The organism is Cellulomonas algicola, assembly GCF_019024305.1.
Lineage (GTDB): Bacteria > Actinomycetota > Actinomycetes > Actinomycetales > Cellulomonadaceae > Cellulomonas > Cellulomonas algicola.
Genome location: NZ_JAHKSJ010000006.1, coordinates 390,194 through 412,610 on the forward strand (window position 1 = coordinate 390,194; position 22,417 = coordinate 412,610).

Sequence of the window (22,417 nt, forward strand, 5' to 3'; positions counted from 1 at the left end):
CGGTGGTCGGATGGTCGTGACGGCCGCGACGGCGACCGTCGGTACGGAAGGACAGCCGCATGGAACAGCTCGACACCCCGCCGACCACGAAGGGGCCCGCCGCCTGGTTCACGGGCGACGTCTGGTTCGACGTCCTCGCCGCCCCGCCCGCGCCGTCCCGCCTGCGCGTCAACCGCGTGCGGTTCGCGCCCGGGGCGCGCACGGCCTGGCACCGGCACGCCGCGGGTCAGGCGCTGCACGTCACGCAGGGCGTCGCCCGGGTCGGCACGCGCGACGGGCGCGTCCTGACGCTGCGCCCCGGCGAGTCCGTGTGGTGCCCGCCCGACGAGTGGCACTGGCACGGCGCAGGCCCCGACGCGTTCATGGAGCACCTCGCCATGTGGGAGACGGACACCCCCGACGGCGGCGCGACGTGGGCCGAGCACGTGACAGACGAGGAGTACGGGCGATGAGCGGCTGGACCGCCGAGGAGCTGGCGGTGGTCGAGTCGACCGACGAGCTGCGCGTCGCGTCGTACCGGCCCGACGGGACGCTGCGCCCGAACGTGACGATCTGGGTCGTGCGCGCCGGCGACGACGTGTACATCCGCTCCGCGTACGGCCCGGGCAACGGGTGGTTCCGGCGTGCGCAGTCGTCCGGGACGGGCCGCGTGCAGGTCGGCGGTCTGGAGAAGGAGGTCACGTTCGCGACACCCGCACCCGACGTGCACCCCGCGCTCGACGCCGCGTACCACGCGAAGTACGACCGGTACGGCGCGCGGATCGTCAACACCGTCGTCGGGCCGTCCGTCGTCGACGTGACCCTCCGCCTCGACCCGCGCTGACACGGCGTCGCGCCGAGCCGCGCGACACCGGTCCAGCGCGAGGAGGCGACGCCGCGCGGGACGGCACCGGCGCGGAGCGGCGGCCCTAGGCTCGACCGGTGCTCCGCCTCACCGACGCCCAGCTCGCGTTCGTCACCGAGCGCCACCTCGCGACGCTGACGACGCTGCGCGCCGACGGGACCCCGCACGTCGTGCCGGTCGGGTTCACGTGGGACGAGGTCGCCGGGGTGACCCGCACGACGACCGGACCGCGCAGCGTCAAGGCGGCCAACGTGCGTCGCGCCGTCGAGGGCGGTCGCGTCGCCCGCGCCGCGCTGTGCCAGGTCGACGGGCGGCGCTGGCTCACGCTCGAAGGCGAGATGACCGTCGTCGACGATCTTCCTGAGATCGAGGACGCCCTGCGCCGGTACGCCGAGCGCTACCGGCCGCCGCGGCCGGGCGTCGAGCGCGTCGTCCTTCGTCTGGCCGTCGACCGCGTGATGGCGTCGCGCGACCTCCGCTGACCGGCTGACGACCGCGCGCGCCGGCTCGCGGCCGCGCGCCGGGTGTCGGTGCTGTCGAGCGGGTCGGTTCAGACGAGCACGACGCCGTCGCGGGCGACGACGCGGCCGCGCGACACCACGAGCGCGCGCGGCGGGACGCGGACGAGCGCGTCGGGGACGTTCTCGGCGTCGAGCAGCACGAGGTCGCCGGGGGCGCCGACGACGAGGTCGTGGACGTCGCGCCCGACGAACGCGGCGGCGGACGACGTCGCGAGCCGGACGGCACCGGTGAGGTCGTCGTCGGTGCGCAGCCCGTGCAGGCGCGCGAAGCCGAGCGCGATGCGGAGCAGGTCGCCGTCGCCGAACGGGGACCACAGGTCGCGGATGCCGTCCGTGCCGAGCCCGACGGGGATGCCGCGCTCACGCATGCCGCGCCACGGGAGCGGTGCGGTGCCGACGGGCGCGACGGTCGCCCAGCCGATACCGGCGTCGCGGAGCTCGTCGAGCAGGTCCTCCTGGCGGCCGGCGGGGAGCTCGCCGAGCGCGAAGCCGTGCGACACGGTGACCTTGCCGTGCAGGCCGGCGCGTCGCGTGCGCTCGACGATGAGCTCGACCTGGAACGCGCCGAGGTCGCCGCGGTCGTGCAGGTGCACGTCCACGCCGACGCCGCGCCGCTCGGCGATCTCGAACAGCCCGTCGAGCTGCGTGACGGGGTCGCGGTCGATGCCTGCCGGGTCGAGCCCGCCGACGTGCGTGGCGCCCGCGGCGGCGGCCTCGTCGAGCAGGCGCAGGACGCCGGGACGTCGGACGACGCCGTCCTGCGGGAACGCGACGACGTCGACCTCGACCGCCCCGCCGAGGTCCTCGGCCGCTGCCCGGACGTGCTCGATGCCGCGCAGCCCGACGCCCAGGTCCACGTCGACGTGCGTGCGTGTGGCGGTCGTGCCGTGCCGGAGGAGCTCGCGCAGCACGGCCGTGGTCGACGCGACCGACGGGATGCCGTACCGGTCACGCTCGGCGCGCTCGTGCGCGATCCGCCCCTGCGTCGTCGCCTCGCCGCCGTACGACACCCACGGCTGCCCCCACCACGACTTGTCGACGTGCGCGTGCGCGTTGACGAACCCGGGGAGCGCGAGCAGGCCGCGCCCGTCGACGACCTCGGCACCCTCCGGCACGGCCGCGGTGCCCGCCGGGACGACGGCGCTCACGACACCGTCGGTCACCACCACGTCGGACGGCTCGGTTCCCCACGGACGGACGTTGCTCACGACGAGGTGCATGCGACCGACGGTAACCCGGTCGGGCGTCGCGCCCGGACGGTCACCGGGGGACGGGCGAGGACGGCTCGGAAGGCGGACGACCGGGCAGGACGGCCCGACGCCTGGTTCGCTACCGGGATGGCTCCCCCGCTCACCGCCCCGTCCGACGCCTGGACCGTCGAGTGCCGCGGCGTGCTGTTCGACGTCGACGGCACGCTCGTCGACTCGGCGGACGCGATCCGCTCGGCGTGGCGCTGGCTCGCGGAGACGATCGGGATCGACCCCGAGCCGATCGTCGCGGCGTCGGTGGCCGCGCGGGCGCAGGACCTGGTCGACCGGTTCGTGCCGCCGGACCTGCAGGCGCGGGCGCTCGACCTCTCCCGGGAGGCGGGCCTCGCCGCTGCGGCGTCGGTCGTCGCACTCCCCGGGGCGGCCGCGCTGCTCGACGCCCTCCCGTCGACGGCGTGGGGCTGCGTGACGTCCGGACGCGAGCAGATCGTCACCACCCGGCTGCGCGCGGCGGGGCTGCCGATCCCGTCGGTGTTCGTGACGTCGGAGGACGTGTCGCGGGGCAAGCCCGACCCCGAGCCGTACCTGCGGGGCGCCCAGGTGCTGGGCCTCGACCCCGCCGACTGCCTCGCGTTCGAGGACACGACGGACGGTGTCGCGTCGGCGCGCGCGGCGGGCATGCCCGTCGTCGCCGTGGTCGGCACGTTCGCGCCCGACGCGCTCGTCGACGCCGGTGCGACGGCGCTCGTGCACGACCTGCGTCGCGTGTCCGTCGGCAGCGCCGACGGCGTGCTCCGGGTGGCCGCCCGATGACCCGCCGCACGCTGCCCGGTGCCGGCTCGACGGCCCGTCGCACGCTCCCGGCCGGCGGATCGACGGCTCGGCGCACGCCCCCCGCGCCCGGCCGCCTCTCGCGCGGTCCGGTGACGTCGTCCGGCGGTGTGCCGACCGCGAGGCGCGTCGCGACGCTCGCGCCGTGGCAGCCGTCGGACGCCGAGGCGCTGGTCGCCGCCGTCGCGGAGAGCCCGGACCTCGTCCTGCAGCTGGGTGGCGGTGCGGTCCCGAGCGTCGACGCCGCGCGCGAGCTCATCGAGAGCCAGCTCGTGCAGTCCGCGGACCCGACGTGGGCGTTCGCGGTGCGCGTCGACGGGCGCGCGGTCGGGCACGTCGCGCTCGCGCACGTCGAGCACCGGCACGCGACGGCGTGGGTGTCGTACTGGCTGACGGCGAGCGAGCGGGGTCGCGGGCTGGCGACGCGGGCGGTCGCGTCGGTCGCGCGGTTCGCGTTCGACGACCTGGGCCTGTTCCGGCTCGAGCTCGGGCACCGTGTGAACAACCCGGCGTCGTGCCGTGTCGCGGTGGGTGCGGGGTTCGCGGCCGAGGGCGTCGAGCGCGCGAAGCTGCGGTACGGCGACGAGCGGTTCGACGTGGAGACGCACGCGCGGCTCGCGTCGGACCCCGACCCGGGTGTGGCGCTCCTCACGCTGAACGCCGGGTGAACGGACGCGGTCTCGCATTGCACTGAGTGCAACGGTGCACTTAGTGTCGCAAGAGTGACCATCGGACGACGCGCCGCGCTGCGGGAGAAGCACCACCGCGCGATCGTCGACGCCGCTGCGGCCCTCATGCGCGAGACCGGCGGCACCTCGTTCGGCGTCGACGAGCTCGCGCACCGCGCCGACGTGTCCCGCCGCACGGTGTTCAACCACTTCGAGTCGCTCGACGAGATCGTCATCACCGTCTGCGGCGACATCCTCGGCACGGTCGTCGACAGCTTCGAGTCGCACACCGCCCCCGACGCCGACGCGACGATGTTCGACGAGCTCGCGCACGCCCTGCGCGCCACCGACCTCGTCACCCCCATCGCCTACCTGACGCGCGTGCTCGGCAAGGACTCCGACGACGCGCTCACCCCGCGCCACGCCGCGCTGATCGGGCGCGCGTTCACCGAGGTCAGCGCGCGGATGTCCGCCGAGATGATGCGCCGCCACCCCGACGCCGACGAGCTCGACGTCCGCCTGCTCGTCGGGTCGCTCATGAGCGGCGCGCTCGTCCTGCACGGCTACTGGCACCAGGCCACGGGCGGTGGGGACGACGACCGCTCCCGCCGGGTCTGGGCCGACCTCGTCGAACGCCTCCTCGCCGCGGCCCGCACGGGCTACGGCGCGACGGGCACCCCACCGCCCGCCCTGCACTGACCCGCCCGGAGCCGCACCCATCCGCCCCGAGCCCCCACCGGCCACGCCACGGCCGGCACCGCACGACCAGCCCGCACCGCATCCGTCCTGACCGGAGAGACCCACCATGGCAGAGCTCCTGTACCGCCTCGGGCGCGCCTCGGCCCGCCACGCGCGCGCCGTCGTCGCCGGCTGGTTCGCCGTCCTCGTCGTCGTCGGCATCACGTTCGTCGCCTTCGGCGGCACCCTGGCCAGCGCGTTCACGATCCCCGACACCCCGACGGCCGAGGTCACGGACCAGCTCCAGCGCGAGCTCCCGTCGGCCGCGGGCGGCACCGGCACGGTCGTGATCTCGACCGAGGACGGGTCGGCGTTCACCGACGAGCAGAAGGCCGCGATCGTCGACCGCATCGAGACCGCGCGCGACGTCGACGGGGTCCGCGACGTCGTCGACCCGTTCGCGACGCAGGCCGACCTCGAGGAGCAGCGCCAGCAGCTCGACGACGGTCGCGCGCAGCTCGAGCAGGGCCGCGCGCAGCTCGACGCGGGTCAGGAGCAGCTCGACGCGGGCAAGGCGCAGCTCGAGGCCGGCCAGCAGCAGCTCGACGCGGGTCGCGCGCAGCTCGAGGCCGCCGCGCAGCAGGCCGCCGGTGCCGGTCCGGTCGCCGAGGCGCAGGTCGCGGCCCAGCAGGCACAGCTCGACGCGCAGCAGGCACAGCTCGACGCGCAGCTCGCGGTCGTGGCCGAGCAGCAGGCGACGATCGACGCGGGCCGCGACGAGCTCGAGGCGTCCGAGCCGCAGCTCGAGGCGGGCTCGACCCTGCTCGACATGGCGTCCGAGATCCGTCTGGTCTCGTCCGACGGCAGCGCCGTCGTGGTCCCGGTGTCGTTCACCGAGGCGTCCATGAACCTGGCCGACGACACCAAGGAGGGGCTGCTCGCCGCGTTCGACGAGCCCATCGACGGCGTGCAGGTCGACTACTCCTCCGAGATCTCGGGCGGCGTGCCCGAGCTGCTCGGCGTCGGCGAGGTCATCGGCGTCGTCGTCGCGGGCGTCGTGCTCGTCGTCATGCTCGGCACGTTCCTCGCCGCGGGATTGCCGATCCTGCAGGCGCTGCTCGGCGTCGGCATCGGCGCGCTCGGCGCGATGTCCCTGTCGGGCGTCGTCGACATGGTGTCCGTGACCCCGATCCTCGGCGTCATGCTCGGGCTCGCCGTCGGCATCGACTACGCGCTGTTCATCGTCAACCGGCACCGCCGCCAGCTCAAGCAGGGCTACGACGTGCACGAGTCCATCGGGCTCGCGAACGGCACGTCGGGCAACGCCGTCGTCTTCGCCGGCGCGACGGTGCTCATCGCGCTGCTCGCGCTCAACATCACGGGCATCCCGTTCCTCGGCCTCATGGGCACCGTCGGCGCGTTCTCCGTGCTCGTCGCCGTCCTCATCGCGATCACCATGACGCCCGCCCTGCTCAAGATCCTCGGCACGCGCGTCCTCAACACGAAGGAGCGTGCCGCGTTCACGGCCGCCGGCGCCGGGACCGGCGACGTCGTCGTGGCCGCACCCACCAAGCCGCTGCGACCCATGACCACCTGGAAGGCCGTCCTGGCCGCCCTCCTCAGCGTCGGGGCGCTCGTCGTCGTCGCACTGCCTGCGACCGAGCTGCGGCTCGGGCTGCCCGACGGCTCGTCCGAGCCGCACGACTCCACGCAGTACCGCGCCTACTCCACGATCGACGAGCGGTTCGGCGAGGGTCAGAACGGCACGCTCGTCGTCGTCGCGACGCTCCCCGAGGCGCCCGCCGAGGGTCAGGAGACCGTCGAGCAGGCCCGCATCGGCTCGGCGATCTTCGACCAGGACGACGTCGTCGCCGTCGCGCCCATCGGCTCGTCCGAGGACGGCACGACGATCGCGTTCCAGGTCGTGCCCGCCGAGGGCCCGACCAGCGAGTCGACCGAGGAGCTCGTGCACACGCTGCGCGCCCTGTCCGTCGACGGCGTCGAGTCCGTCGGCGTCGCGGGCCAGGCCAGCGGCAACATCGACGTGTCCGACACGCTCGCCGACTCCCTGCCGACCTACCTCGCGGTCGTCGTCGGGCTGTCGCTGCTCATCCTCATCGTCGTGTTCCGGTCGATCTTCGTGCCGGTCGTCGCGACGCTCGGGTTCATCCTGTCCTTCTTCGCCGCGATCGGCGGTGTCGTCGCGATCTACCAGTGGGGCTGGCTGTCCGGCGTCTTCGGCGTCGAGACGCCCGGCCCGGTGCTGAACTTCCTCCCGACGATCCTCGTCGGGATCCTGTTCGGCCTCGCGATGGACTACCAGCTGTTCCTCGGGTCCGGCATGCGCGAGGCGTACGCGCACGGCGCCCCCGCGCGCATCGCCGTCGTGCAGGGCCTACGGGCCGGGCGGGCCGTCGTCACCGCCGCGGCGATCATCATGATCTCCGTCTTCGGCGGCTTCGTGTTCTCGCACTCGGCGATGATCCGGCCCATCGGGTTCGCCCTCGCCTTCGGCGTGCTGGTCGACGCGTTCGTCGTCCGCATGGTGCTCATCCCGGCGCTCCTGCACCTCGCCGGCGACAAGGCGTGGTGGATCCCGAGGTGGCTCGACCGGGTCCTGCCCGACGTCGACGTCGAGGGCGCCGCCCTGGAGCGCCGCCACCCGCACGAGCACGAGACGCACCTCGACCCGGAGCCGTCCACGACCGCCTGACGCCCCCACCGGTCCGCGCCCGGGCCGTCGGCACCCCGACGGACCCGGGCGCCGCCGTCTGCCCCCCCGCCCCTCCTCGACCCGCCGAACGCAACGTCGTGTGCGCTTCGAGGGCTTCAGACGTGCCTGATGGCGCGTTCGGCGCGCGTCTCGTCGGGCGGCGACCCCCGTCGGTGACCTGATGGGATGGGTGCGTGACCGAGTGGACCGCGCCCCAGCCCTCAGGCCCCGACGACCCGCGTCGGCCGAACACCCCGTACGACCGTGTGCCGCCGCCGCTGCCGCCCGGGCAGGAGGCTCCCGTCAGCGGACCGCCGACGACCGGCGCGGGTGCGTGGTGGTGGGGGCTCGGGCTGCTGCTGTGCGTTCCGCTGCTCAGCAACCTGCTGGTCGTCGCGGGCGCGCTCGGGTACCGGGCCGCCGTGCGGAAGACGCTGACGCCCACCGGCCACGAGGTCGTGCGGCGGGCGGTGAACTGGCACCTGAGCCAGCTGCTCTACACGGCCGTGCTGCTGGCGGTGCACGTCGTGCTGCTCATGACGTTCGCGAGCGACGAGCCCGTTCCGCTGGCCAGCCCGGTGAGCACCGCGATGGGTCTGCTGGTGCTGCTGGTGATCTACGGGCTGGTGCTGTCGATCGTCTCCGCCAACCGGGCGTCGCGAGGCGACGTCACGCGGACCGTCGGCGCGATCCCGTTCGTCCGCGCCTGACGACGTCGCGCCCGACGGCGCCGCGCTCGACGGCCGGTGTCCGTCATGAGCGCTCCACCGACGGCTCGCTGACCCGGTCGCGCACCCGTCGCCCGGCGCGCACGCTGGACGACGGGAGTGGTGCGCGTGGAGTGGTTCGACGCCGAGGGCTACACCGTGGCGCGCGCGGCCGTGCAGCGCGGGGTCGCCGCCGTGTACGTCGTCGCGTTCGTCGCGGTGCTGCGCCAGTTCCGGCCGCTGCTCGGCGAGCACGGGCTGCTGCCGGTGCCGTCGTTCGTGGCGCGCGTGCCGTGGCGGTCGTCGCCGAGCCTGCTGCGCCGGTACTCGGACCGGCGGCTCGTCGTGCTCGGCTGGGTGGGGCTCGTCGTCGCGGCGTCGCTCGTCGTCGGGCTCCCGCAGCGAGGACCCTGGTGGGTGCCCACGGTCGCGTTCCTCGTCCTGTGGGTGCTCTACCTGTCGGTCGTCAACGTCGGGCAGGTGTTCTACGGGTTCGGCTGGGAGTCGCTGCTGCTGGAGGCCGGATTCCTCGTCGCGTTCCTCGGGTCCGACGACGTCGCGCCGCCGATCACGGTGCTCGTGCTGCTGTGGTGGCTCGTGTTCCGGCTCGAGCTCGGCGCCGGGCTCATCAAGTGGCGCGGCGACCCTGCGTGGCGCGACCTGACGGCGCTCTCCTACCACCACGAGACGCAGCCGATGCCCGGCCCGCTCAGCCGCCTGTTCCACCTGCTCCCCCGTCCGCTGCACCGCGTCGAGGTCGCCGCGAACCACGTCGCGCAGCTCGTCGTGCCGTGGTTCCTGCTGGTCCCCGGCCGGGTCGCGGCGATCGCGGCGGCGGTCGTCGTGGTCACGCAGCTCTGGCTCGTGCTGTCCGGCAACTTCGCGTGGCTCAACTGGCTGACGATCGTGCTCGCGCTCTCCGCGATCGACGACGCCTCCTGGGCCGCGGTGCTCCGCCCGTTCGGCGTCGACCTGCCCAGCACGCCACCGGCCCGGGATGAGCCGGTCGCCTACGTCGTCGTCGCCCTTGCCGTGTCCGCGCTGTGCGTCGTGCTGTCGTGGTGGCCGCTGCGGAACCTCGTCTCGAAGCACCAGCGCATGAACGCGTCGTTCAACGTCTGGCACCTGATCAACGCCTACGGCGCGTTCGGGACGATCACCCGGCAGCGCACCGAGGTCGCCGTCGAGGGCACACGTGACGCCGACCCCGGCCCGGGCGCCCGCTGGGAGGAGTACGGGTTCCACGGCAAGCCCGGCGACGTCCGCCGGCTCCCGCGGCAGTTCGCGCCGTACCACCTGCGGCTCGACTGGGGCATGTGGTTCCTCGCGCTCGGGTCGTCCGCACAGCTGCGCTGGTTCGTCCCGCTCCTCGTCAAGCTCCTCGAGGCCGACCGCGCGACGCTCCGGCTCCTGCGGCACGACCCGTTCGACGGCGAGCCGCCCCGCTGGGTCCGCGCCCGCACGTACCGCTACCGGTTCGCACGCCCCGACGAGCACCGCGCGACCGGCGAGCGCTGGGTCCGGGAGGACACGGGTGTCATGATCGACGCGCTCGACCTCGCGACGCTCGCCCGTCGCCGCTGACGGCGGAGCGGCCTGCTCGGAGGTCGACCGCACGGCACGACGGGCGGACGAACGGCGGACCGGCGGCAGGAGGCGCGACGACGTGCGCGTGGTGTGGGCGACGATCTTCCTCGACCTGCCCGGGGACCGGTTCCCCGACGGGGTCGCGTTCTGGCAGGCGGTGACCGCGACGCACCTGTCGGCGCCGCGCGGGCCGGGCGGCGAGTTCGCGACGCTGCTCCCCGGGGACGGCGACGCGTTCCTGCGGGTGCAGCGGTTCGACGACGGCCCGCGCGTGCACCTGGACCTGCATGTGGACGACGTGTCCGCGGCGGCCGCCCACGCCGTCGCGCTGGGTGCGACCGAGCTGCACCGCGAGGAGCACGTCGTGCTCGCGTCGCCCGGCGGTTTCGTGTTCTGCGTCGTGCCCGACGGCGGCGAGCGTCGGCGGCCGGCACCCGTCGACGGACCGCGCGGTGGGCGGGCGCGCGTCGACCAGCTCTGCCTCGACATCCCCGCACCCCTCGTCGACCGCGAGCGCGCGTTCTGGTCGGCGCTCACCGGGTGGGCCGTCACGGGCGACACCACGCGCGAGCTCGTCCCGCTCGCGCGGCCGGACGGCATGCCGGTGCGGCTCCTCCTCCAGCGTCTGGGCGACGACGACGGACGGGCGGAGGTGACGGCGCACGTGGACGTCGCGGCGGCCGGCCCCGACCGGGACGACGTCGTCGCGGAGCACGAGGACCAGGGCGCGGAGGTCGTCGCGAGCTTCGCACGGTGGACGGTCATGCGTGACCCGGCCGGCCTCGTCTACTGCCTGACGGGCCGATCCCCCGACACGGGCGTCGTGCCCGTGTGAGAGACCTCCGTGCGCACGGGTCGCACGCGTCGGAGGGTCGCGCCCCGGCACGGCCGTCGTACCCGTCCGCCCTACGCCGCATCCACCCGTTTTCTCTGGCCGACGGCACGGGCGGCGTGTGTAGCGTCGGCGCATGACTGCCGCTCCTACGCGCTTCCCCACCGACGCCGACGCCTGGCCGGCGTTCCTCGCCGAGACCGTCGACGCGTCCCTCGACACGGCCCGCGCCCACCTGGCGACCCTCAAGGACGGCACCGCGCGCACGACCGCGCAGGTGCTGGACCTGTGGGACCGCAGCGACCTGGCACTGGGGCGCGCATCGGCCGCCGCGCACCTGCTCGCGGAGGTCCACCCGGACGCCGACCTGCGGTCCGCCGCGGAGGAGCGCGCGCAGGCCGCGGAGGACCTCGCGACGTCGCGCGGCCTCGACCGCGACCTGTGGGAGGTCCTGGCGGCGACGACGGAGGACGGGCTCGACGACGACGCCCGCCGCCTGCGCGAGCACGTGCTGCGCGACTTCCGCCGAGCCGGAGTCGACCAGTCCGACGAGCAGCGCGCCAGGCTCAAGGCGCTCGCCGAGCGGTGCACCGAGCTCGGGCTGGAGTTCGCGCGCAACATCCGCGAGGGCACTCGCCGCATCCAGGTCCGCCCCGAGCAGCTCGACGGGCTGCCCGACGACTTCCGCGCCGAGCACCCCGCGGGCGACGACGGCCTCGTCACGCTGACGACGGACTACCCCGACCTCATCCCGGTCCGCACGTACGCGCGCGACGCGTCGGTGCGCGCGGCGCTGACGTCGGAGTACCTGCGCACCGCCTGGCCGGAGAACGGCCCGGTGCTCGCGGAGCTGCTGCGCCTGCGCGACGAGCGTGCGCACCTGCTCGGGTACGCGGACTGGCCGAGCTACGACGCCGAGGTCAAGATGATCGGCTCGGGCGCGGCGATCAGGGACTTCGTCGACCGGCTCGACGGCCTGACGGCGGACCGCGCGCGCGACGACGTCGAGGTGCTGCTGACCCGCTTCCGCGCGGACGACCCGGAGGCCGCCGCCGTCACCCCGGCCGACAGCCTCTACTACGACCAGGTCGTGCGGCGCGAGCAGTACGACGTCGACGCGCAGGAGGTCCGCCGCTACTTCCGCTACCCGCAGGTCCGCGACGGCGTCGTCGGCACGGTCAGCCGACTGCTCGGGCTGACGTTCGTGCCGGTCGAGGCGCCGACGTGGCACCCCGACGTGGACGTCCTCGACGTCGAGTCGGACGGCGAGCGCATCGGCCGCGTCTACCTCGACATGCATCCGCGGCCCGGCAAGTTCAACCACGCCGCACAGTTCCCGCTCGTGCCCGGTGTCGTCGGCGAGCACCTGCCCGAGGGCGTGCTGGTGTGCAACTTCCCGACGGGCACGATGGAGCACGACGACGTCGTGACGTTCTTCCACGAGTTCGGGCACCTGGTGCACGAGATCGTCGGCGGCGCGCAGCGCTGGGCCGCGTTCACGGGCGTCGCGACGGAGTGGGACTTCGTGGAGGCGCCGAGCCAGCTGCTCGAGGAGTGGGCGTGGGACCCGGGCGTGCTGCGCACGTTCGCGACGGACGACGCGGGCGAGCCGATCCCGACGGACCTCGTCGAGCGGATGCGTCGCGCAGACGCGTTCGGGCGCGGGGCGTGGACGCGCCGGCAGCTCAACTTCACGGCCCTGTCGTACGGGCTGCACGCGGCGCCACCCGAGGACCTCGACGCGTACACGGCCGAGATCGACGCGCGGTTCGGGCCCTACGCGGCGCTGCCGGAGACGCACCAGGTCACCGGTTTCGGGCACCTCGAGGGGTACGGCCCGGCGTACTACACGTACCTCTGGAGCCTGGTCATCGCGAAGGACCTGCGGACGGCGTTCGGCGACGACCTGATGAACCCGGAGGTGGGGCGCCGCTACCGCGACGCGATCCTCGCGCCCGGCGGCACGGCCGACGCCGCTGACCTCGTCGAGCGGTTCCTCGGGCGGGCGACGTCCTTCGACGCGTTCGAGACCTGGCTCGCGACGCGCCCCTGACGCCCGCCCGCACGGGAGCCGGGGTCGCCGCCGCGCCGGTCAGGACGGCGGCGGCCCCGGCGGTCCGCGGCGCGCTGCTCGGACCTCGGCACGATGTGCCGTCCCGGAGCGTCGCCCTCAGGGCGTGGTGCCGAACGTCCCCCACCGCTGCGGCCGACGACCGTCGACGAGCGAGGGGAACCAGGGCGTCTCGCCGACGGCCTGCTGGTGCGCGGTGAGCGCCATCGCGGCGGCGGCACGGCTGACCCGGTCGACACCGCCGGACCGCGTGAAGCCGACCTGACGGCCCCGGTCGTCCCGTTCGACGAGTCGCGTGATCGTGACGACCGACCCGTCGGCGAGCTCGACCGCGCGGCTGCGCCCGTACCCGGGGCGGATGCCCACGCCCTGCACCACGGTGACCCCGGCGAGCGCCGCCTCGAGCCGCCGCAGGTCGCGCACCGCGAGCGGCCGCAGCGCGAGCCACGCGGCGACCGTGCCGACCGGGACGCCGACGGCGCTGCCCGACAGCCACACGGCGACCGCGACGAGCGCGGCGACCAGCAGCCCACCCTGCGCGACGGCACCCAGGGCGGTCGTCGTCGGGGCACCGCTCACCGCACCGCTCGCGCCGGCGACCAGGGACAGCGCGGGCACCAGCGCGAGCGTCGTCGCGGTCACGACCACGGCGCGCATGACCCGCGGGCCGAGCGCGGCGTGCAGCCGACGTCGCTGGTGGCGCATTCCGCGCGGGGCCGCGACCGGTGCCGGCGGTGCGGCGGGGGCGAGGACGCGCGCGTCGGGGACGACGGCGAGCGGGGAGGTGGCGACGGCGACGGGCACGGCGCGCACGCTATCGGCGCCGATATGCCCGACTTGAGGGTTCGGCGTCCGATTCGCCCGACCGGAGCAGTGGGTCAGGAAAGACCGAGCACGCGTCCCAGGCCGGCGGTGACGGCGAGGCCGAGGGCGGTCCAGCCGAGCATGCTGCCGCCGAGGTACGCGACGAAGCGCCACCGGTTCGCCGGGGTGCCCTCGAAGCGCGGGGCGGGAGCCCAGCGGACGGTGTCGACGAGCGCGGCGACGCGCTGGCCGATCGGCTCGTCGTGGCGGGCGGTGACGGGTCCGGGCAGGGTGTCGGTGGCCATCGGGACGCTCCTCGTGAGTGCGCGGGGGGCGTCGCACGGACGCCCGGGGATGCGGGGTCGCCGGGGTCACCGGCCCCTCCATCGTCCCATCATGTGGACGCTCGTGGCCTGGGCCGAAAGGGCCATCTTCGTCACACCCGGACGGCTGTCCAGGCGCGCCGTCACCCCGCCCGCGCCGGTCCCGGGTCACGGTCCGGCGACGAACCGGAGGATTGGGGGCGAACCGTCACAACCGGGCGGTACCAGGCAGTAGGTTGTGCGGCCGTGGCCGTCACCCTCCAGTACATCGCCGAGCGCCCGACGCCCCTCGACCCCGAGGAGCTGTCACGGGTCGCCCGCCTCGTCGAGCAGGGGAACGCCGGCGCCCCGGACGGCGCTCCGCGTCTCGTGCCCGACACCGACCTGCCGGAGGCCGTCGTGCTGCGCGGCCGGACGGAGCTCCCCGTGCACCCGCTGCACGCGCTCACATCCCTGCTGCACTGGTGCGCGACGCTGACCGAGCTGCGTCGCGCGGTGCCCGACGCGTGGTGGTCGGTGCGCCTCGACCGCGAGCAGGTCCCCTGGGACGACGCGACGGGGTACGCGGTGCCGGGCATGGACGACCCGGAGCTCCTCGCGGCGCTGCGCTGACGGCATCGTTGGAGGGTTCCGCGCAATCATCGGCATGGCCCGAGGCCGTGGAGACGCTGCTCGTCCTGCCGGCGACGGTCGCCGAGATCGGGCTGCTGCTCTACCTGCTGGTCGTCGGCGTGCGGACGTCGGCCGCCCGACCGGCGATGCCGCAGCCCGCCGTCGTCGGCTGACCCCGTCGGCTCCTCCAGGCCGCGTCTGCGGTCCGCGTATCGGCTGTGAGCGGGACGGCACGCCGGGCTACCGTGCTCGGCGTGTCGTCGCGGATCGTCGAGTCCGTCGTCCCGCACAGGCTCGGCACCGGGTTCCGGTGGCTGCTCGCCTCGTCGTGGACGACGAACCTCGGCGACGGCATCGTCCTCGCCGCCGGACCCCTGCTGGTCGCGTCGCGGACCGACGACGCGTTCCTCGTCGCGAGCGCCGCGCTCCTCCAGTGGCTGCCGCCCCTGCTGTTCGGGCTCTGGGCCGGGGCGCTGACCGACCGGCTCGACCGCCGTCGGCTCGTCATCGCCGTCGACACCGTCCGGGCCGTCGTCCTCGCGCTCCTCGCGACCGCCGTCCTCGTCGACGCCGCCCCGATCGCGCTCGTCCTCGTCGCGATGTTCCTGCTCGGCACCGCCGAGACGTTCGCCGACAACGCGTCCTCGACCCTCGTGCCGATGCTCGTGCACCGCGACGACCTCGCCGTCGCGAACTCCCGCATCCAGGCCGGGTTCGTCACCGTCAACCAGCTCGTCGGCCCGCCGATCGGCGCGGCGCTGTTCGCGGCCGGGCAGGCGACGCCGTTCTTCGCCGACGCCCTGCTCGTCGCCGCCGGCGCCGTCATGATCTCCCGCCTGACGCTGCCGCCCGTCCACACCGAGCGGGTCGCGACGCACATCCGCCACGACATCGCCGAGGGTGTCCGCTGGGTCCGGCACCACGCGGCCGTCCGCACGCTCGTCCTGACGATCTTCATCTTCAACGTGACCTTCGGGGCCGCGTGGTCCGTGCTCGTCCTGTACGCGCAGCAGCGGCTCGGCCTCGGCGCCGTCGGCTTCGGGCTCGTCACGACCGTGCAGGCCGTCGGCGGGCTCGTCGGGACGTTCGGCTACGGGTGGCTCACCCGCCGGATCAGCCTCGCGAACCTCATGCGGATCGGCCTCGTCATCGAGACGCTCACGCACCTCGCGCTCGCGCTCACCACCACGGCCTGGTTCGCGATGGGCGTGTTCTTCGTGTTCGGCGCGCACGCGTTCGTCTGGGGCACCACGTCCGTGACCATCCGGCAGCGCGCCGTCCCGACCGTCCTGCAGGGGCGGGTCGGCAGCGTCAACCTGGTCGGCGTCTTCGGCGGGCTCGTCGTCGGCGCCGGGATCGGCGGTGTCCTCGCGCAGCACTACGGCGTGACGGCGCCGTTCTGGTTCGCGTTCGTCGGGTCGGCCGTGTTCGTCGTCCTCATCTGGTCGCAGCTGCGGCACGTCGCGCACGCCGACGAGCAGGACGCACCCGAGCCGGAGTGACGGCCCGCGCACGACGTGCCCGCAGGTCGCGCAGCGCGACCACGCCCGTGACGGCCCGCGGCGACAGGACGACGACGCCCAGCAGCAGCGCCTCCCAGAACGCCCACGTCGACGGCCCGTGCACCAGCACCGACTCGACGACCCAGCGCAGCATGAACCACGTCGACGGCAGGAACACCGCGACGAAGAACGCCGCGGCGAGCGCGTACCCCGTCACGTGCACCCACCGGTACCAGCGCGCCACCGCCAGGTCCCGTGCGGGTGCGGCCGCGAGCGCCGCCGCCTGCTCCGGGGTCAGCCGACGGACCGACCTCCGCAGCAGCAGGCGCGTCGTGCGGTCGAGCGACGTGCAGCCCAGCAGGGCCGTCATCACGGCGTAGACGTCGGACCGCAGGAACACGAAGAGCTGCACCACGATCGCCGTGAGCTCGATCATCACGACCGCCGCGAGGAACGCGTCCGGGCCGACGCCCGCGGTGCGCAGCGCCAGCGCCGCGCCCAGCACGAACGCGTCGAAGCCCATCCCGGCCAGCAGCGGCCCGACGCGGCGACGCGGCGGCAGCGCCCACAGGCCCGTCAGGTTGGTCTCGAACGTGAGGAAGTACGTCCGGCGGGTCACCCGCAGCCGCGCCGGGACGCCGAGCGCGGCCGCCGCGAGGACGTGCGCGAGCTCGTGCACGCCCGCCAGCACGTACGTCACGACGACGACCGCGGCGATGCTCTGCGCGGGGCTCGCCAGGAAGAACAGGTCGAGCGCGTCGGGGCGCACGCGCGGGACGGCGGCGACGAGGACGATCGACGTGAGGGTGGCGAGCAGGGCGAGCACGCCCGCCGTGCGACCGAACAACCAGGGGAGACGGATCCGCGGGGCGACGGCCCAGCCCGTGCCGGCGGGGCCGACGTCCTGCGGTGCCGGTGCCGCGACGGCAGACTCGTCGACCGCCGCGACGAAGCCGAGCCGGACGAGCGAGCGCGCGAACGACAGGACGTCGACGGGCTCGGGTGCGTCGGGCGGGGTCACCGCACGCTCGACGTCGGCGACCGTCCGCCCCTGCGCGAGCAGGGCCAGCGCCTGCGCGCCGACCGCCGGCAGCGCCACGAACCGGCCCGTCGCCGGATGCCCGACGACGACGCGGTCGCCCTGCGGGGTCGTCGTGAGGTCGTGGAGCCGCAGGACGGACGACGGGGTGACGAGGTCGGCGTCGAGCGTCGTCGTCATCGTCGGACCTCAGGCCGCGGCGCGAGCAGCGCGGGCGGGAGCCGTCGCGCAGACCGGGCAGTCGGGGTCGGCCGGCCACGGGTCGGTGCGGGTCGCGCCGTCGCCGCCGAGGTCGAGGAGCTGGTAGCGACCGGCCGCCGCGGGCGGCGTCAGGCCGGTGAGGTAGCGCATCGCCTCCATCGCGACGAGCCCGCCGAGCACCTGCGCGACGGGCCCGATCCCGCGGTTGCGGTGCTCCTGGCGCAGCACGAGCGGCCACTCCAGCGCGACCCGGTCGACGCCCTCCGCGAGGCGCTCGCGGTGCCGCACGAGGCACTCCTGGCAGGCGCTGACACCCGGGTCGACCGACCAGTAGAGCCCCTGCGTGTAGGCGAGCCCGCCGCGCACGAGCGGCACGCCCGCGGCGACGCACGCACCGTTGACCCAGCGGTCGATCTCGGCGGGGTCGTCGATCGCGTGCACCACGAGGTCGGGACGGAACCGGCGCAGCAGGTCCGCGACGTCCTCCTCGGAGTCGACGCGCCGCCGCTCGGCCGTGACGTGCAGCGCCGGGTCGAACGCGCGCAGCCAGTCCGCGACCCGCTCCGCCTTCGGCTGCCCGACCTCCGCCTCGGTGTAGGTGAACTGGCGCGCGAAGTTGCGCAGCTCGACCCGGTCCTGGTCGACGACCGTGAGTGTGCCGACGCCCAGCCCCGCGAGGCTCATGAGCGCCGCCGACCCCAGGCCGCCCGCGCCCAGGACGAGCACGTGCGCGGCGCGCAGGCGGCGCTGCGGCTCCTCACGCGGGACGTCGAGCGTCGTGAACGCGTCGAACCAGAACAGGTTGCTCGCGTAGCGCTCGCGGTCGTGGGCGTCGAACGTCTCGGGGGCGGCCGCGTCCTCGAGCCAGCCGAGGCCGTCGAGCTGCCGGACGACGGTCGTGACGTCGTCGTCGGAGGCGGCGAAGCCCTGCGCCCGCAGCGCCGCCGCGAGGGCGGGGACGTCGCGTGTCCCGTCGAGCAGCAGCCGCAGGAGCGCGAGGACCCGGCCGTCCGGGTCGGCGACCCGCACGCGGGTCTTCGGGTCGAGGCTGACGATCAGCTCGCCGTCGTGGGCGAGGCACGTGAGCGACTTGAGTCGGGGAACCATGACGTCCTCGTTCGGGTCCGGGGGCGGCGGCGTCGCTGCCAGTGGGCGCCGCCCGTCGGGCAGGCGGCGGGGCGAGGGCGCGTCCGGCGCAGGGGCCCTGACGCGCGGAGGCCGGCCCGGCGGTTGTGGCCGGGCCGGCCTCGGTACGTCGTCAGGCCGCGCCGTAGACGTAGGCGTCCGGGTCGAGGTGGATCCGCGTCGCGGTGATCTCCTCGACCTCCATGATCTCGATGGTCATCTGCTGTTCACCCCCCTGCTGTGGTCCGGTGCGCTGCCGTACCGGGCAGCAACACCCGACCAGGAGGGGCACCCCCGACATTTGATACTCGCGAGTACGTTTCTCACCCGGTGCTCACCCGGACCACGCAGCGGGACGGCCCTGGTCAGGCCGCGCGGACACGGGGACCCTGGACACGTGCGACGACGCCCACCCGCGGCCCGGCCGACGACCGGACCGGACCGCCCGACGCCCCCGCCGGCAACCCGTCCGGCGACCCGGTCGCCGGACCGCAGCACGTCGTCCCCGGCGCCCCGACGCGCGCGCCACGTCGTCGTCCTCGGCGCGGGAGTCGCAGGCCTCCTCGCCGCCGCCGCGCTCGCCCGGCCCGGTCGGACCGTCCTGCTGCTCGAGCGCGACGACCTGCCCGCCGCACCGCGGCCGCGTCGTGGCGTCCCGCAGAGCCCGCAGCCGCACGTCTACCTGCACCGCGGGCTCGAGGCCGTCGAGGAGCTGCTGCCCGGCACCCGCGCGGACCTTCTCGCGGCCGGCGCCGTGCCCTTCGACACCGGCGACCTCGCGTGGCTCGCGGCGTCCGGGTGGACCCCTCGCGTGCGTCAGCTCGTGATCCTGTCCGTGAGCCGCCCGGTGTTCGAGCACGTCGTGCGGCGACGCGTCCTCGCCCTGCCCGGGGTCGACCTGCGGACGGGCGTGCGCGTCGACGGCGTCGCCCACGCGCCGGTCGGCGGCCCGGACTCCCACCCGTGGGCCGTCGAGGTCGCCGACGGCGACCCGGTCCCGGCGGACCTCGTGGTCGACGCGACCGGCCGGTCGTCACGCCTGCCCGGCTGGCTCGAGCACCTCGGGGTGAGCCCCGCCCGCACGGACACGATCGACGCCCGGGTCGGGTACGCCTCGTGGCTCGTCGACCTGCCGCACGACCGCGTCGACGTGCCGGGGATCGTCGTGCAGGCGCAACCGGGCTCACCCGGCGGCATCGCGCTGCCCGTCGAGGACGGCCGCTGGATCGTCGGGGCCGTCGGCGCGGGCGACCAGCGCCCCCCGCGCGACGCCGACGCGCTGCGCGCGTTCCTCGACGAGCTGCCCGACCCCGCGCTCGCCGAGCTCGTCGACGCCGGCCGCACCGCGAGCGAGGTCGCCGTCCACCGGCAGACCGGCAACCAGCGGCACCGTTACGACCTGCTGCCCGACTGGCCCGACGCGCTGCTCCCGATCGGTGACGCGCTGTGCGCCTTCAACCCGATCTACGGCCAGGGGGTGACCGTCGCCGCGCTCGAGGCGCTCGCGCTGCGGGCCGCGGACCGACGCGGGGCGCTCGGCCGTCCCGGCGGCGCGCACGCGCTCGTGCGCCGGTTCCGGCGCCTCGCCGACCTCCCCTGGGGCATCGCGACCGGCGTCGACCGCGCCTTCGTGCCGTCGGCTCGGCGCCCCTCACCCGTCGACCGGGCCATGGGCTGGTGGATCGGCGAGGTCAACCTCATCGGAGCGCACGGCCACACCCGCGCGCAGCTCGTCCTCGGGCGGCTCTACCACCTCGTCGGGTCACCGCTCGCACTGCTGCACCCCGCGGTCGTGGCGGGCGTCGTGCGCGCCCGCGCGCGCGGCTACGGCCCCCCGGTGCCCCGCCCGCAGATCCTCGTGCCCGCCCCGGCCACCGCGCCCGACCCGGCCTGACGACGCGTCGCCTGCTCCCTGACCGTCGGTCAGGGACGGGTGACCCACGCGCGGTCCCGGAGGATCGTGCGGCCCGCGAGCTCGTTCGCCTCGCGCCACGCCTGGACGGTCCGCGGGCGGGCGCGGAACCACGTGTACTCCTGGGGCTCGGCGCGCGGGTCGAAGCCCGTGGCCGCGGCGAACGCGTCGGCGACGTCGTCCGGCACCGTGTCCGACGCCTCGACGTCCGCGTCGACGAGCACGACGTCGCGCGTCGCGCCGAGCGCGAGGCGGGCCCGGCCGCTCGCCACCAGGTTTCGCGCGGTCGGGGAGGCAGCGGTGGTCGAGACGAGGACCGTCTCCCCGTCCCAGAGGAAGGACAGCGGCACGAGGTACGGCTCGCCCGCGGCGTCGGCGGTCGCGACCCAGAGGTCGACGTCGGTGCGGAGCCGGTCGAGCGTGTCGGCCACGCGCTGCTCGGCGGTCCGGGCGGCGGGCGTCTCGGTCATCGCACTCCTCGTCGACGTGGGACGGCGTGAGCAGCCCGCCCGACGGCCCGAGTCTGGCAGACCCCGACGCCGGCGCCCGGCGCGCCGACGACTGGCTGCCGCCGACGTGCGACCACACGCCGGGCCGCTTCCCGTGCCCGCCTCGCCCCGTCGGGACAGCGCTCAGGCGGCGGTGACGTGCTTGACGACCTCGGCGACGACGTCCGGGTCGCGGAGGATGCGGCGGTGGCCGAGACCCGTGGTCGTGACGAGGCGCGCGCCGGGCCACGAGCGCGCGAGGCGCTCGCCGTCGGCGTGGTGCGCCTCCTTGTCCTGCGTGTCGTGGACGACGAGCGCCGCGGGCAGCGGCCCGTCGAGCTGCTCGACGCCGCGCGCGACGTCGAAGTCGGTGAGCGGGCGCCCGGCCCGTCGCTCCATGAGCGCGAGGAACCGCTGTCGGGTCGACTCGCCGAACCCGAGCACCTCGGCGAAGTCGCGCGTGTACGGCAGGGGGTCGGCCATGGGGGCGACGAGCGCGACGCGGTCGGCGGTGAGCCCGTCCAGGAGCGCGAGCGTCGTGGTGCTGCCGCCGAAGGAGTGCGTGACGATCGCGTGCGCGTGGCCGCGGGCGGCGACCACGGCGGCGAGGGTCTCGGCCATCTCGGGCATGGTCGCCTGCCGGGGTCCGAACGCGCCGGGTCCGGACTCGCCGTGGCTGAGCGCGTCGAACGCGACGACCTCGTGACCGGCGGCGACGAGCGGCTCGACGAACGCGGCGAGCTGCCCGCGGTGCCCGCCCCAGCCGTGCACGAGGTAGACGCGCGGCCCGCTCCCCCACGTCTGCCCGACGACGTGCCCCCGGCCGAGCGGGAGCGTCCAGCGCGTACCGCCGGGGATCGTCGTCGTGCGACGCGTGCCGGTCGGGCGGCACCAGAGGAAGAAGGCGGCTCGTGCGACGAGCGCCGGGGCGACGCGGTCCGCGAGGCTGAACGCGGTGCGCAGACCGCGCGGGGGACGTACATGTGAACGAACGGTCGTGCTTTTCTGCGCTGATGTCACAGTCATGGCGAGCTCCTGACGTCGGACGGTCGGACGAACTGGCCGCGGTCAGCGGCCGTGCGTTGCTGCGGAGCCGGCGGTGGCGAGGTCGTCGTCGGCCTGCGACGTGCGGATGCCCGCGAGCAGCCGCTCGAAGGCGTCGCGCGCCCGGCGCTCGGCCGCGGGGTCCCGCAGCAGACGGTGCGCGTGGAAGTGCCCGAGCATCACGCCGTAGAGGTCGTGCGCGAACTGCTCGGGCGACAGGTCGTCGCGGAACTGCCCCTCCTGGACGCCCGCGCGGTACATCTGGGTGATCGAGTCGACGAGGTCGCGGTGGTCGCGCACGAGCTGGTCGCGCACCGGCCCGGGGTCGTCGTCGAACTCGGGGGCGGCGGACACGAAGAGGCATCCTGCCGCGCTGGCCTGCGACGTCGCGAGCCAGTGCTCGAACAGCGCGCGCACCCGCGGCACGCCGCGCGTCGTCGCGAGCGCGGGCCGGACCACCTCGTCGACGAAGCTCTCCCGCGCCCGGGCCAGCACCGCGAGCTGCAGCGCCTCCTTGGAGCGGAAGTGCGCGAAGAGCCCGCTCTTCGACATCTCGGTCGCCGTCGCGAGCGAGCCGATCGTCAGCCCGGCGATGCCGAGGCGCCCGGCGATCTCGACCGCCCGGTCGACCACCGCCTGCCGCGTCGCGTCACCCTTGCCCATGCGGCAGTTCTAGCACGATCGTGCGGCCCGCAGGAAGACCTCCG

At 75.1% G+C, this 22,417-nt stretch carries 24 protein-coding genes; 15 read left to right on the forward strand and 9 right to left on the reverse strand.

All coding sequences use genetic code 11. The features are described 5' to 3' along the window. Positions 1–59 precede the first annotated feature (59 nt). The 3 genes from KOV94_RS05935 to KOV94_RS05945 all read left to right on the forward strand — a co-directional run bounded on the left by KOV94_RS05935 (position 60) and on the right by KOV94_RS05945 (position 1,326). On the forward strand, positions 60–452 hold the full coding sequence (locus KOV94_RS05935; protein WP_124342879.1) for a (R)-mandelonitrile lyase: 393 nt from the start codon (positions 60–62) through the stop codon (positions 450–452). Next, positions 449–823: a DUF2255 family protein gene (locus tag KOV94_RS05940; RefSeq protein WP_124342878.1), complete on the forward strand. Its 375-nt coding sequence runs from the start codon at positions 449–451 to the stop codon at positions 821–823. The genes KOV94_RS05935 and KOV94_RS05940 overlap by 4 nt, the downstream gene beginning before the upstream one ends. A gap of 98 nt (positions 824–921) precedes the next feature. Continuing rightward, positions 922–1,326 carry a pyridoxamine 5'-phosphate oxidase family protein gene (locus tag KOV94_RS05945; protein WP_124342877.1) on the forward strand — a complete coding sequence of 135 codons (405 nt, stop codon included), beginning with the start codon at positions 922–924 and terminating at the stop codon, positions 1,324–1,326. A 68-nt stretch (positions 1,327–1,394) separates the two neighbouring features. Here the strand turns inward: KOV94_RS05945 and KOV94_RS05950 are convergent, their stop codons facing one another. Further along, complete coding sequence (locus KOV94_RS05950) at positions 1,395–2,585, reverse strand: amidohydrolase (protein ID WP_124342876.1); 1,191 nt, start codon at positions 2,583–2,585, stop codon at positions 1,395–1,397. Positions 2,586–2,702: 117 nt separating this feature from the next. On the opposite strand from KOV94_RS05950, the gene KOV94_RS05955 reads away from it, so the two are divergent. From KOV94_RS05955 to KOV94_RS05990, 8 genes are all read left to right on the forward strand, one after another. Beyond that, a complete protein-coding gene (locus KOV94_RS05955) occupies positions 2,703–3,386 on the forward strand; it encodes an HAD-IA family hydrolase (protein ID WP_124342875.1) in 684 nt (227 codons plus the stop codon). Then, complete coding sequence (locus KOV94_RS05960; RefSeq protein WP_218051486.1) at positions 3,383–4,072, forward strand: GNAT family N-acetyltransferase; 690 nt, start codon at positions 3,383–3,385, stop codon at positions 4,070–4,072. The genes KOV94_RS05955 and KOV94_RS05960 overlap by 4 nt, the downstream gene beginning before the upstream one ends. 54 nt (positions 4,073–4,126) lie before the next feature. Beyond that, the gene (locus tag KOV94_RS05965; RefSeq protein WP_308160393.1) at positions 4,127–4,771 is read left to right on the forward strand and encodes a TetR/AcrR family transcriptional regulator; all 645 of its coding nucleotides are present in this window, start codon (positions 4,127–4,129) and stop codon (positions 4,769–4,771) included. Positions 4,772–4,877: 106 nt separating this feature from the next. Continuing rightward, positions 4,878–7,463 (forward strand): MMPL family transporter, encoded by a 2,586-nt coding sequence (locus KOV94_RS05970; protein ID WP_218051487.1) that lies wholly within the window; start codon positions 4,878–4,880, stop codon positions 7,461–7,463. A gap of 194 nt (positions 7,464–7,657) precedes the next feature. Then, the gene (locus KOV94_RS21185; RefSeq protein ID WP_218051488.1) at positions 7,658–8,173 is read left to right on the forward strand and encodes a magnetosome magnetite crystal formation protein family; all 516 of its coding nucleotides are present in this window, start codon (positions 7,658–7,660) and stop codon (positions 8,171–8,173) included. A 126-nt stretch (positions 8,174–8,299) separates the two neighbouring features. Beyond that, positions 8,300–9,754 carry a lipase maturation factor family protein gene (locus KOV94_RS05980; protein ID WP_218051489.1) on the forward strand — a complete coding sequence of 485 codons (1,455 nt, stop codon included), beginning with the start codon at positions 8,300–8,302 and terminating at the stop codon, positions 9,752–9,754. Positions 9,755–9,836: 82 nt separating this feature from the next. Further along, a complete protein-coding gene (locus KOV94_RS05985) occupies positions 9,837–10,592 on the forward strand; it encodes a VOC family protein (RefSeq protein ID WP_218051490.1) in 756 nt (251 codons plus the stop codon). 133 nt (positions 10,593–10,725) lie between these two features. After that, positions 10,726–12,642, forward strand: a complete 1,917-nt coding sequence (locus tag KOV94_RS05990; RefSeq protein WP_124341572.1) for a M3 family metallopeptidase — start codon at positions 10,726–10,728, stop codon at positions 12,640–12,642. 117 nt (positions 12,643–12,759) lie between these two features. Here the strand turns inward: KOV94_RS05990 and KOV94_RS05995 are convergent, their stop codons facing one another. Further along, positions 12,760–13,464, reverse strand: coding sequence for a hypothetical protein (locus KOV94_RS05995; RefSeq protein ID WP_124341571.1), 705 nt, complete (start codon positions 13,462–13,464; stop codon positions 12,760–12,762). Between the two features lie 74 nt (positions 13,465–13,538). After that, positions 13,539–13,769: a chemotaxis protein CheW gene (locus KOV94_RS06000; RefSeq protein WP_124341570.1), complete on the reverse strand. Its 231-nt coding sequence runs from the start codon at positions 13,767–13,769 to the stop codon at positions 13,539–13,541. Between the two features lie 264 nt (positions 13,770–14,033). Between KOV94_RS06000 and KOV94_RS06005 the strand changes: the two genes are divergently transcribed. The 3 genes from KOV94_RS06005 to KOV94_RS06010 all read left to right on the forward strand — a co-directional run bounded on the left by KOV94_RS06005 (position 14,034) and on the right by KOV94_RS06010 (position 15,901). Beyond that, positions 14,034–14,399: a hypothetical protein gene (locus tag KOV94_RS06005; RefSeq protein ID WP_124341569.1), complete on the forward strand. Its 366-nt coding sequence runs from the start codon at positions 14,034–14,036 to the stop codon at positions 14,397–14,399. A gap of 47 nt (positions 14,400–14,446) precedes the next feature. After that, a complete protein-coding gene (locus KOV94_RS20955; RefSeq protein WP_263974725.1) occupies positions 14,447–14,572 on the forward strand; it encodes a hypothetical protein in 126 nt (41 codons plus the stop codon). Positions 14,573–14,644: 72 nt separating this feature from the next. Beyond that, the gene (locus tag KOV94_RS06010; RefSeq protein WP_218051491.1) at positions 14,645–15,901 is read left to right on the forward strand and encodes an MFS transporter; all 1,257 of its coding nucleotides are present in this window, start codon (positions 14,645–14,647) and stop codon (positions 15,899–15,901) included. Here KOV94_RS06010 and KOV94_RS06015 read toward each other — a convergent pair. From KOV94_RS06015 to KOV94_RS06025, 3 genes are all read right to left on the reverse strand, one after another. Beyond that, the gene (locus tag KOV94_RS06015; RefSeq protein ID WP_218051492.1) at positions 15,837–17,120 is read right to left on the reverse strand and encodes a hypothetical protein; all 1,284 of its coding nucleotides are present in this window, start codon (positions 17,118–17,120) and stop codon (positions 15,837–15,839) included. The two genes, KOV94_RS06010 and KOV94_RS06015, sit on opposite strands and share 65 nt — an antisense overlap. A gap of 9 nt (positions 17,121–17,129) precedes the next feature. Continuing rightward, positions 17,130–18,248, reverse strand: coding sequence for a HesA/MoeB/ThiF family protein (locus KOV94_RS06020; RefSeq protein ID WP_218051493.1), 1,119 nt, complete (start codon positions 18,246–18,248; stop codon positions 17,130–17,132). A gap of 151 nt (positions 18,249–18,399) precedes the next feature. Beyond that, positions 18,400–18,558, reverse strand: a complete 159-nt coding sequence (locus KOV94_RS06025; protein ID WP_218051494.1) for a hypothetical protein — start codon at positions 18,556–18,558, stop codon at positions 18,400–18,402. A 105-nt stretch (positions 18,559–18,663) separates the two neighbouring features. Here KOV94_RS06025 and KOV94_RS06030 point away from each other — a divergent pair, with 105 nt between their 5' ends. Beyond that, entirely contained in the window at positions 18,664–20,160 is a 1,497-nt protein-coding gene (locus KOV94_RS06030; RefSeq protein ID WP_218051495.1) for an NAD(P)/FAD-dependent oxidoreductase, read from the forward strand. Positions 20,161–20,189: 29 nt separating this feature from the next. Here the strand turns inward: KOV94_RS06030 and KOV94_RS06035 are convergent, their stop codons facing one another. From KOV94_RS06035 to KOV94_RS06045, 3 genes are all read right to left on the reverse strand, one after another. Then, positions 20,190–20,648 (reverse strand): pyridoxamine 5'-phosphate oxidase family protein, encoded by a 459-nt coding sequence (locus KOV94_RS06035; RefSeq protein ID WP_218051496.1) that lies wholly within the window; start codon positions 20,646–20,648, stop codon positions 20,190–20,192. Positions 20,649–20,810: 162 nt separating this feature from the next. Further along, positions 20,811–21,692, reverse strand: a complete 882-nt coding sequence (locus tag KOV94_RS06040) for an alpha/beta fold hydrolase (protein ID WP_218051497.1) — start codon at positions 21,690–21,692, stop codon at positions 20,811–20,813. A gap of 42 nt (positions 21,693–21,734) precedes the next feature. After that, positions 21,735–22,373 (reverse strand): TetR/AcrR family transcriptional regulator, encoded by a 639-nt coding sequence (locus KOV94_RS06045; protein WP_218051498.1) that lies wholly within the window; start codon positions 22,371–22,373, stop codon positions 21,735–21,737. Positions 22,374–22,417: the final 44 nt, after the last annotated feature.

What these genes read in the sequence shown, in the direction of transcription:
- KOV94_RS05935 (WP_124342879.1), top strand. Translation starts at nt 60, where the DNA reads ATGGAACAGCTCGACACCCCGCCGACCACGAAGGGGCCCGCCGCCTGG.
- KOV94_RS05940 (WP_124342878.1), top strand. Translation starts at nt 449, where the DNA reads ATGAGCGGCTGGACCGCCGAGGAGCTGGCGGTGGTCGAGTCGACCGAC.
- KOV94_RS05950 (WP_124342876.1), bottom strand. Translation starts at nt 2,585, where the DNA reads ATGCACCTCGTCGTGAGCAACGTCCGTCCGTGGGGAACCGAGCCGTCC.
- KOV94_RS05955 (WP_124342875.1), top strand. Translation starts at nt 2,703, where the DNA reads ATGGCTCCCCCGCTCACCGCCCCGTCCGACGCCTGGACCGTCGAGTGC.
- KOV94_RS05960 (WP_218051486.1), top strand. Translation starts at nt 3,383, where the DNA reads ATGACCCGCCGCACGCTGCCCGGTGCCGGCTCGACGGCCCGTCGCACG.
- KOV94_RS05970 (WP_218051487.1), top strand. Translation starts at nt 4,878, where the DNA reads ATGGCAGAGCTCCTGTACCGCCTCGGGCGCGCCTCGGCCCGCCACGCG.
- KOV94_RS05990 (WP_124341572.1), top strand. Translation starts at nt 10,726, where the DNA reads ATGACTGCCGCTCCTACGCGCTTCCCCACCGACGCCGACGCCTGGCCG.
- KOV94_RS06000 (WP_124341570.1), bottom strand. Translation starts at nt 13,769, where the DNA reads ATGGCCACCGACACCCTGCCCGGACCCGTCACCGCCCGCCACGACGAG.
- KOV94_RS06015 (WP_218051492.1), bottom strand. Translation starts at nt 17,120, where the DNA reads ATGACGACGACGCTCGACGCCGACCTCGTCACCCCGTCGTCCGTCCTG.
- KOV94_RS06020 (WP_218051493.1), bottom strand. Translation starts at nt 18,248, where the DNA reads ATGGTTCCCCGACTCAAGTCGCTCACGTGCCTCGCCCACGACGGCGAG.
- KOV94_RS06035 (WP_218051496.1), bottom strand. Translation starts at nt 20,648, where the DNA reads ATGACCGAGACGCCCGCCGCCCGGACCGCCGAGCAGCGCGTGGCCGAC.
- KOV94_RS06040 (WP_218051497.1), bottom strand. Translation starts at nt 21,692, where the DNA reads ATGACTGTGACATCAGCGCAGAAAAGCACGACCGTTCGTTCACATGTA.
- KOV94_RS06045 (WP_218051498.1), bottom strand. Translation starts at nt 22,373, where the DNA reads ATGGGCAAGGGTGACGCGACGCGGCAGGCGGTGGTCGACCGGGCGGTC.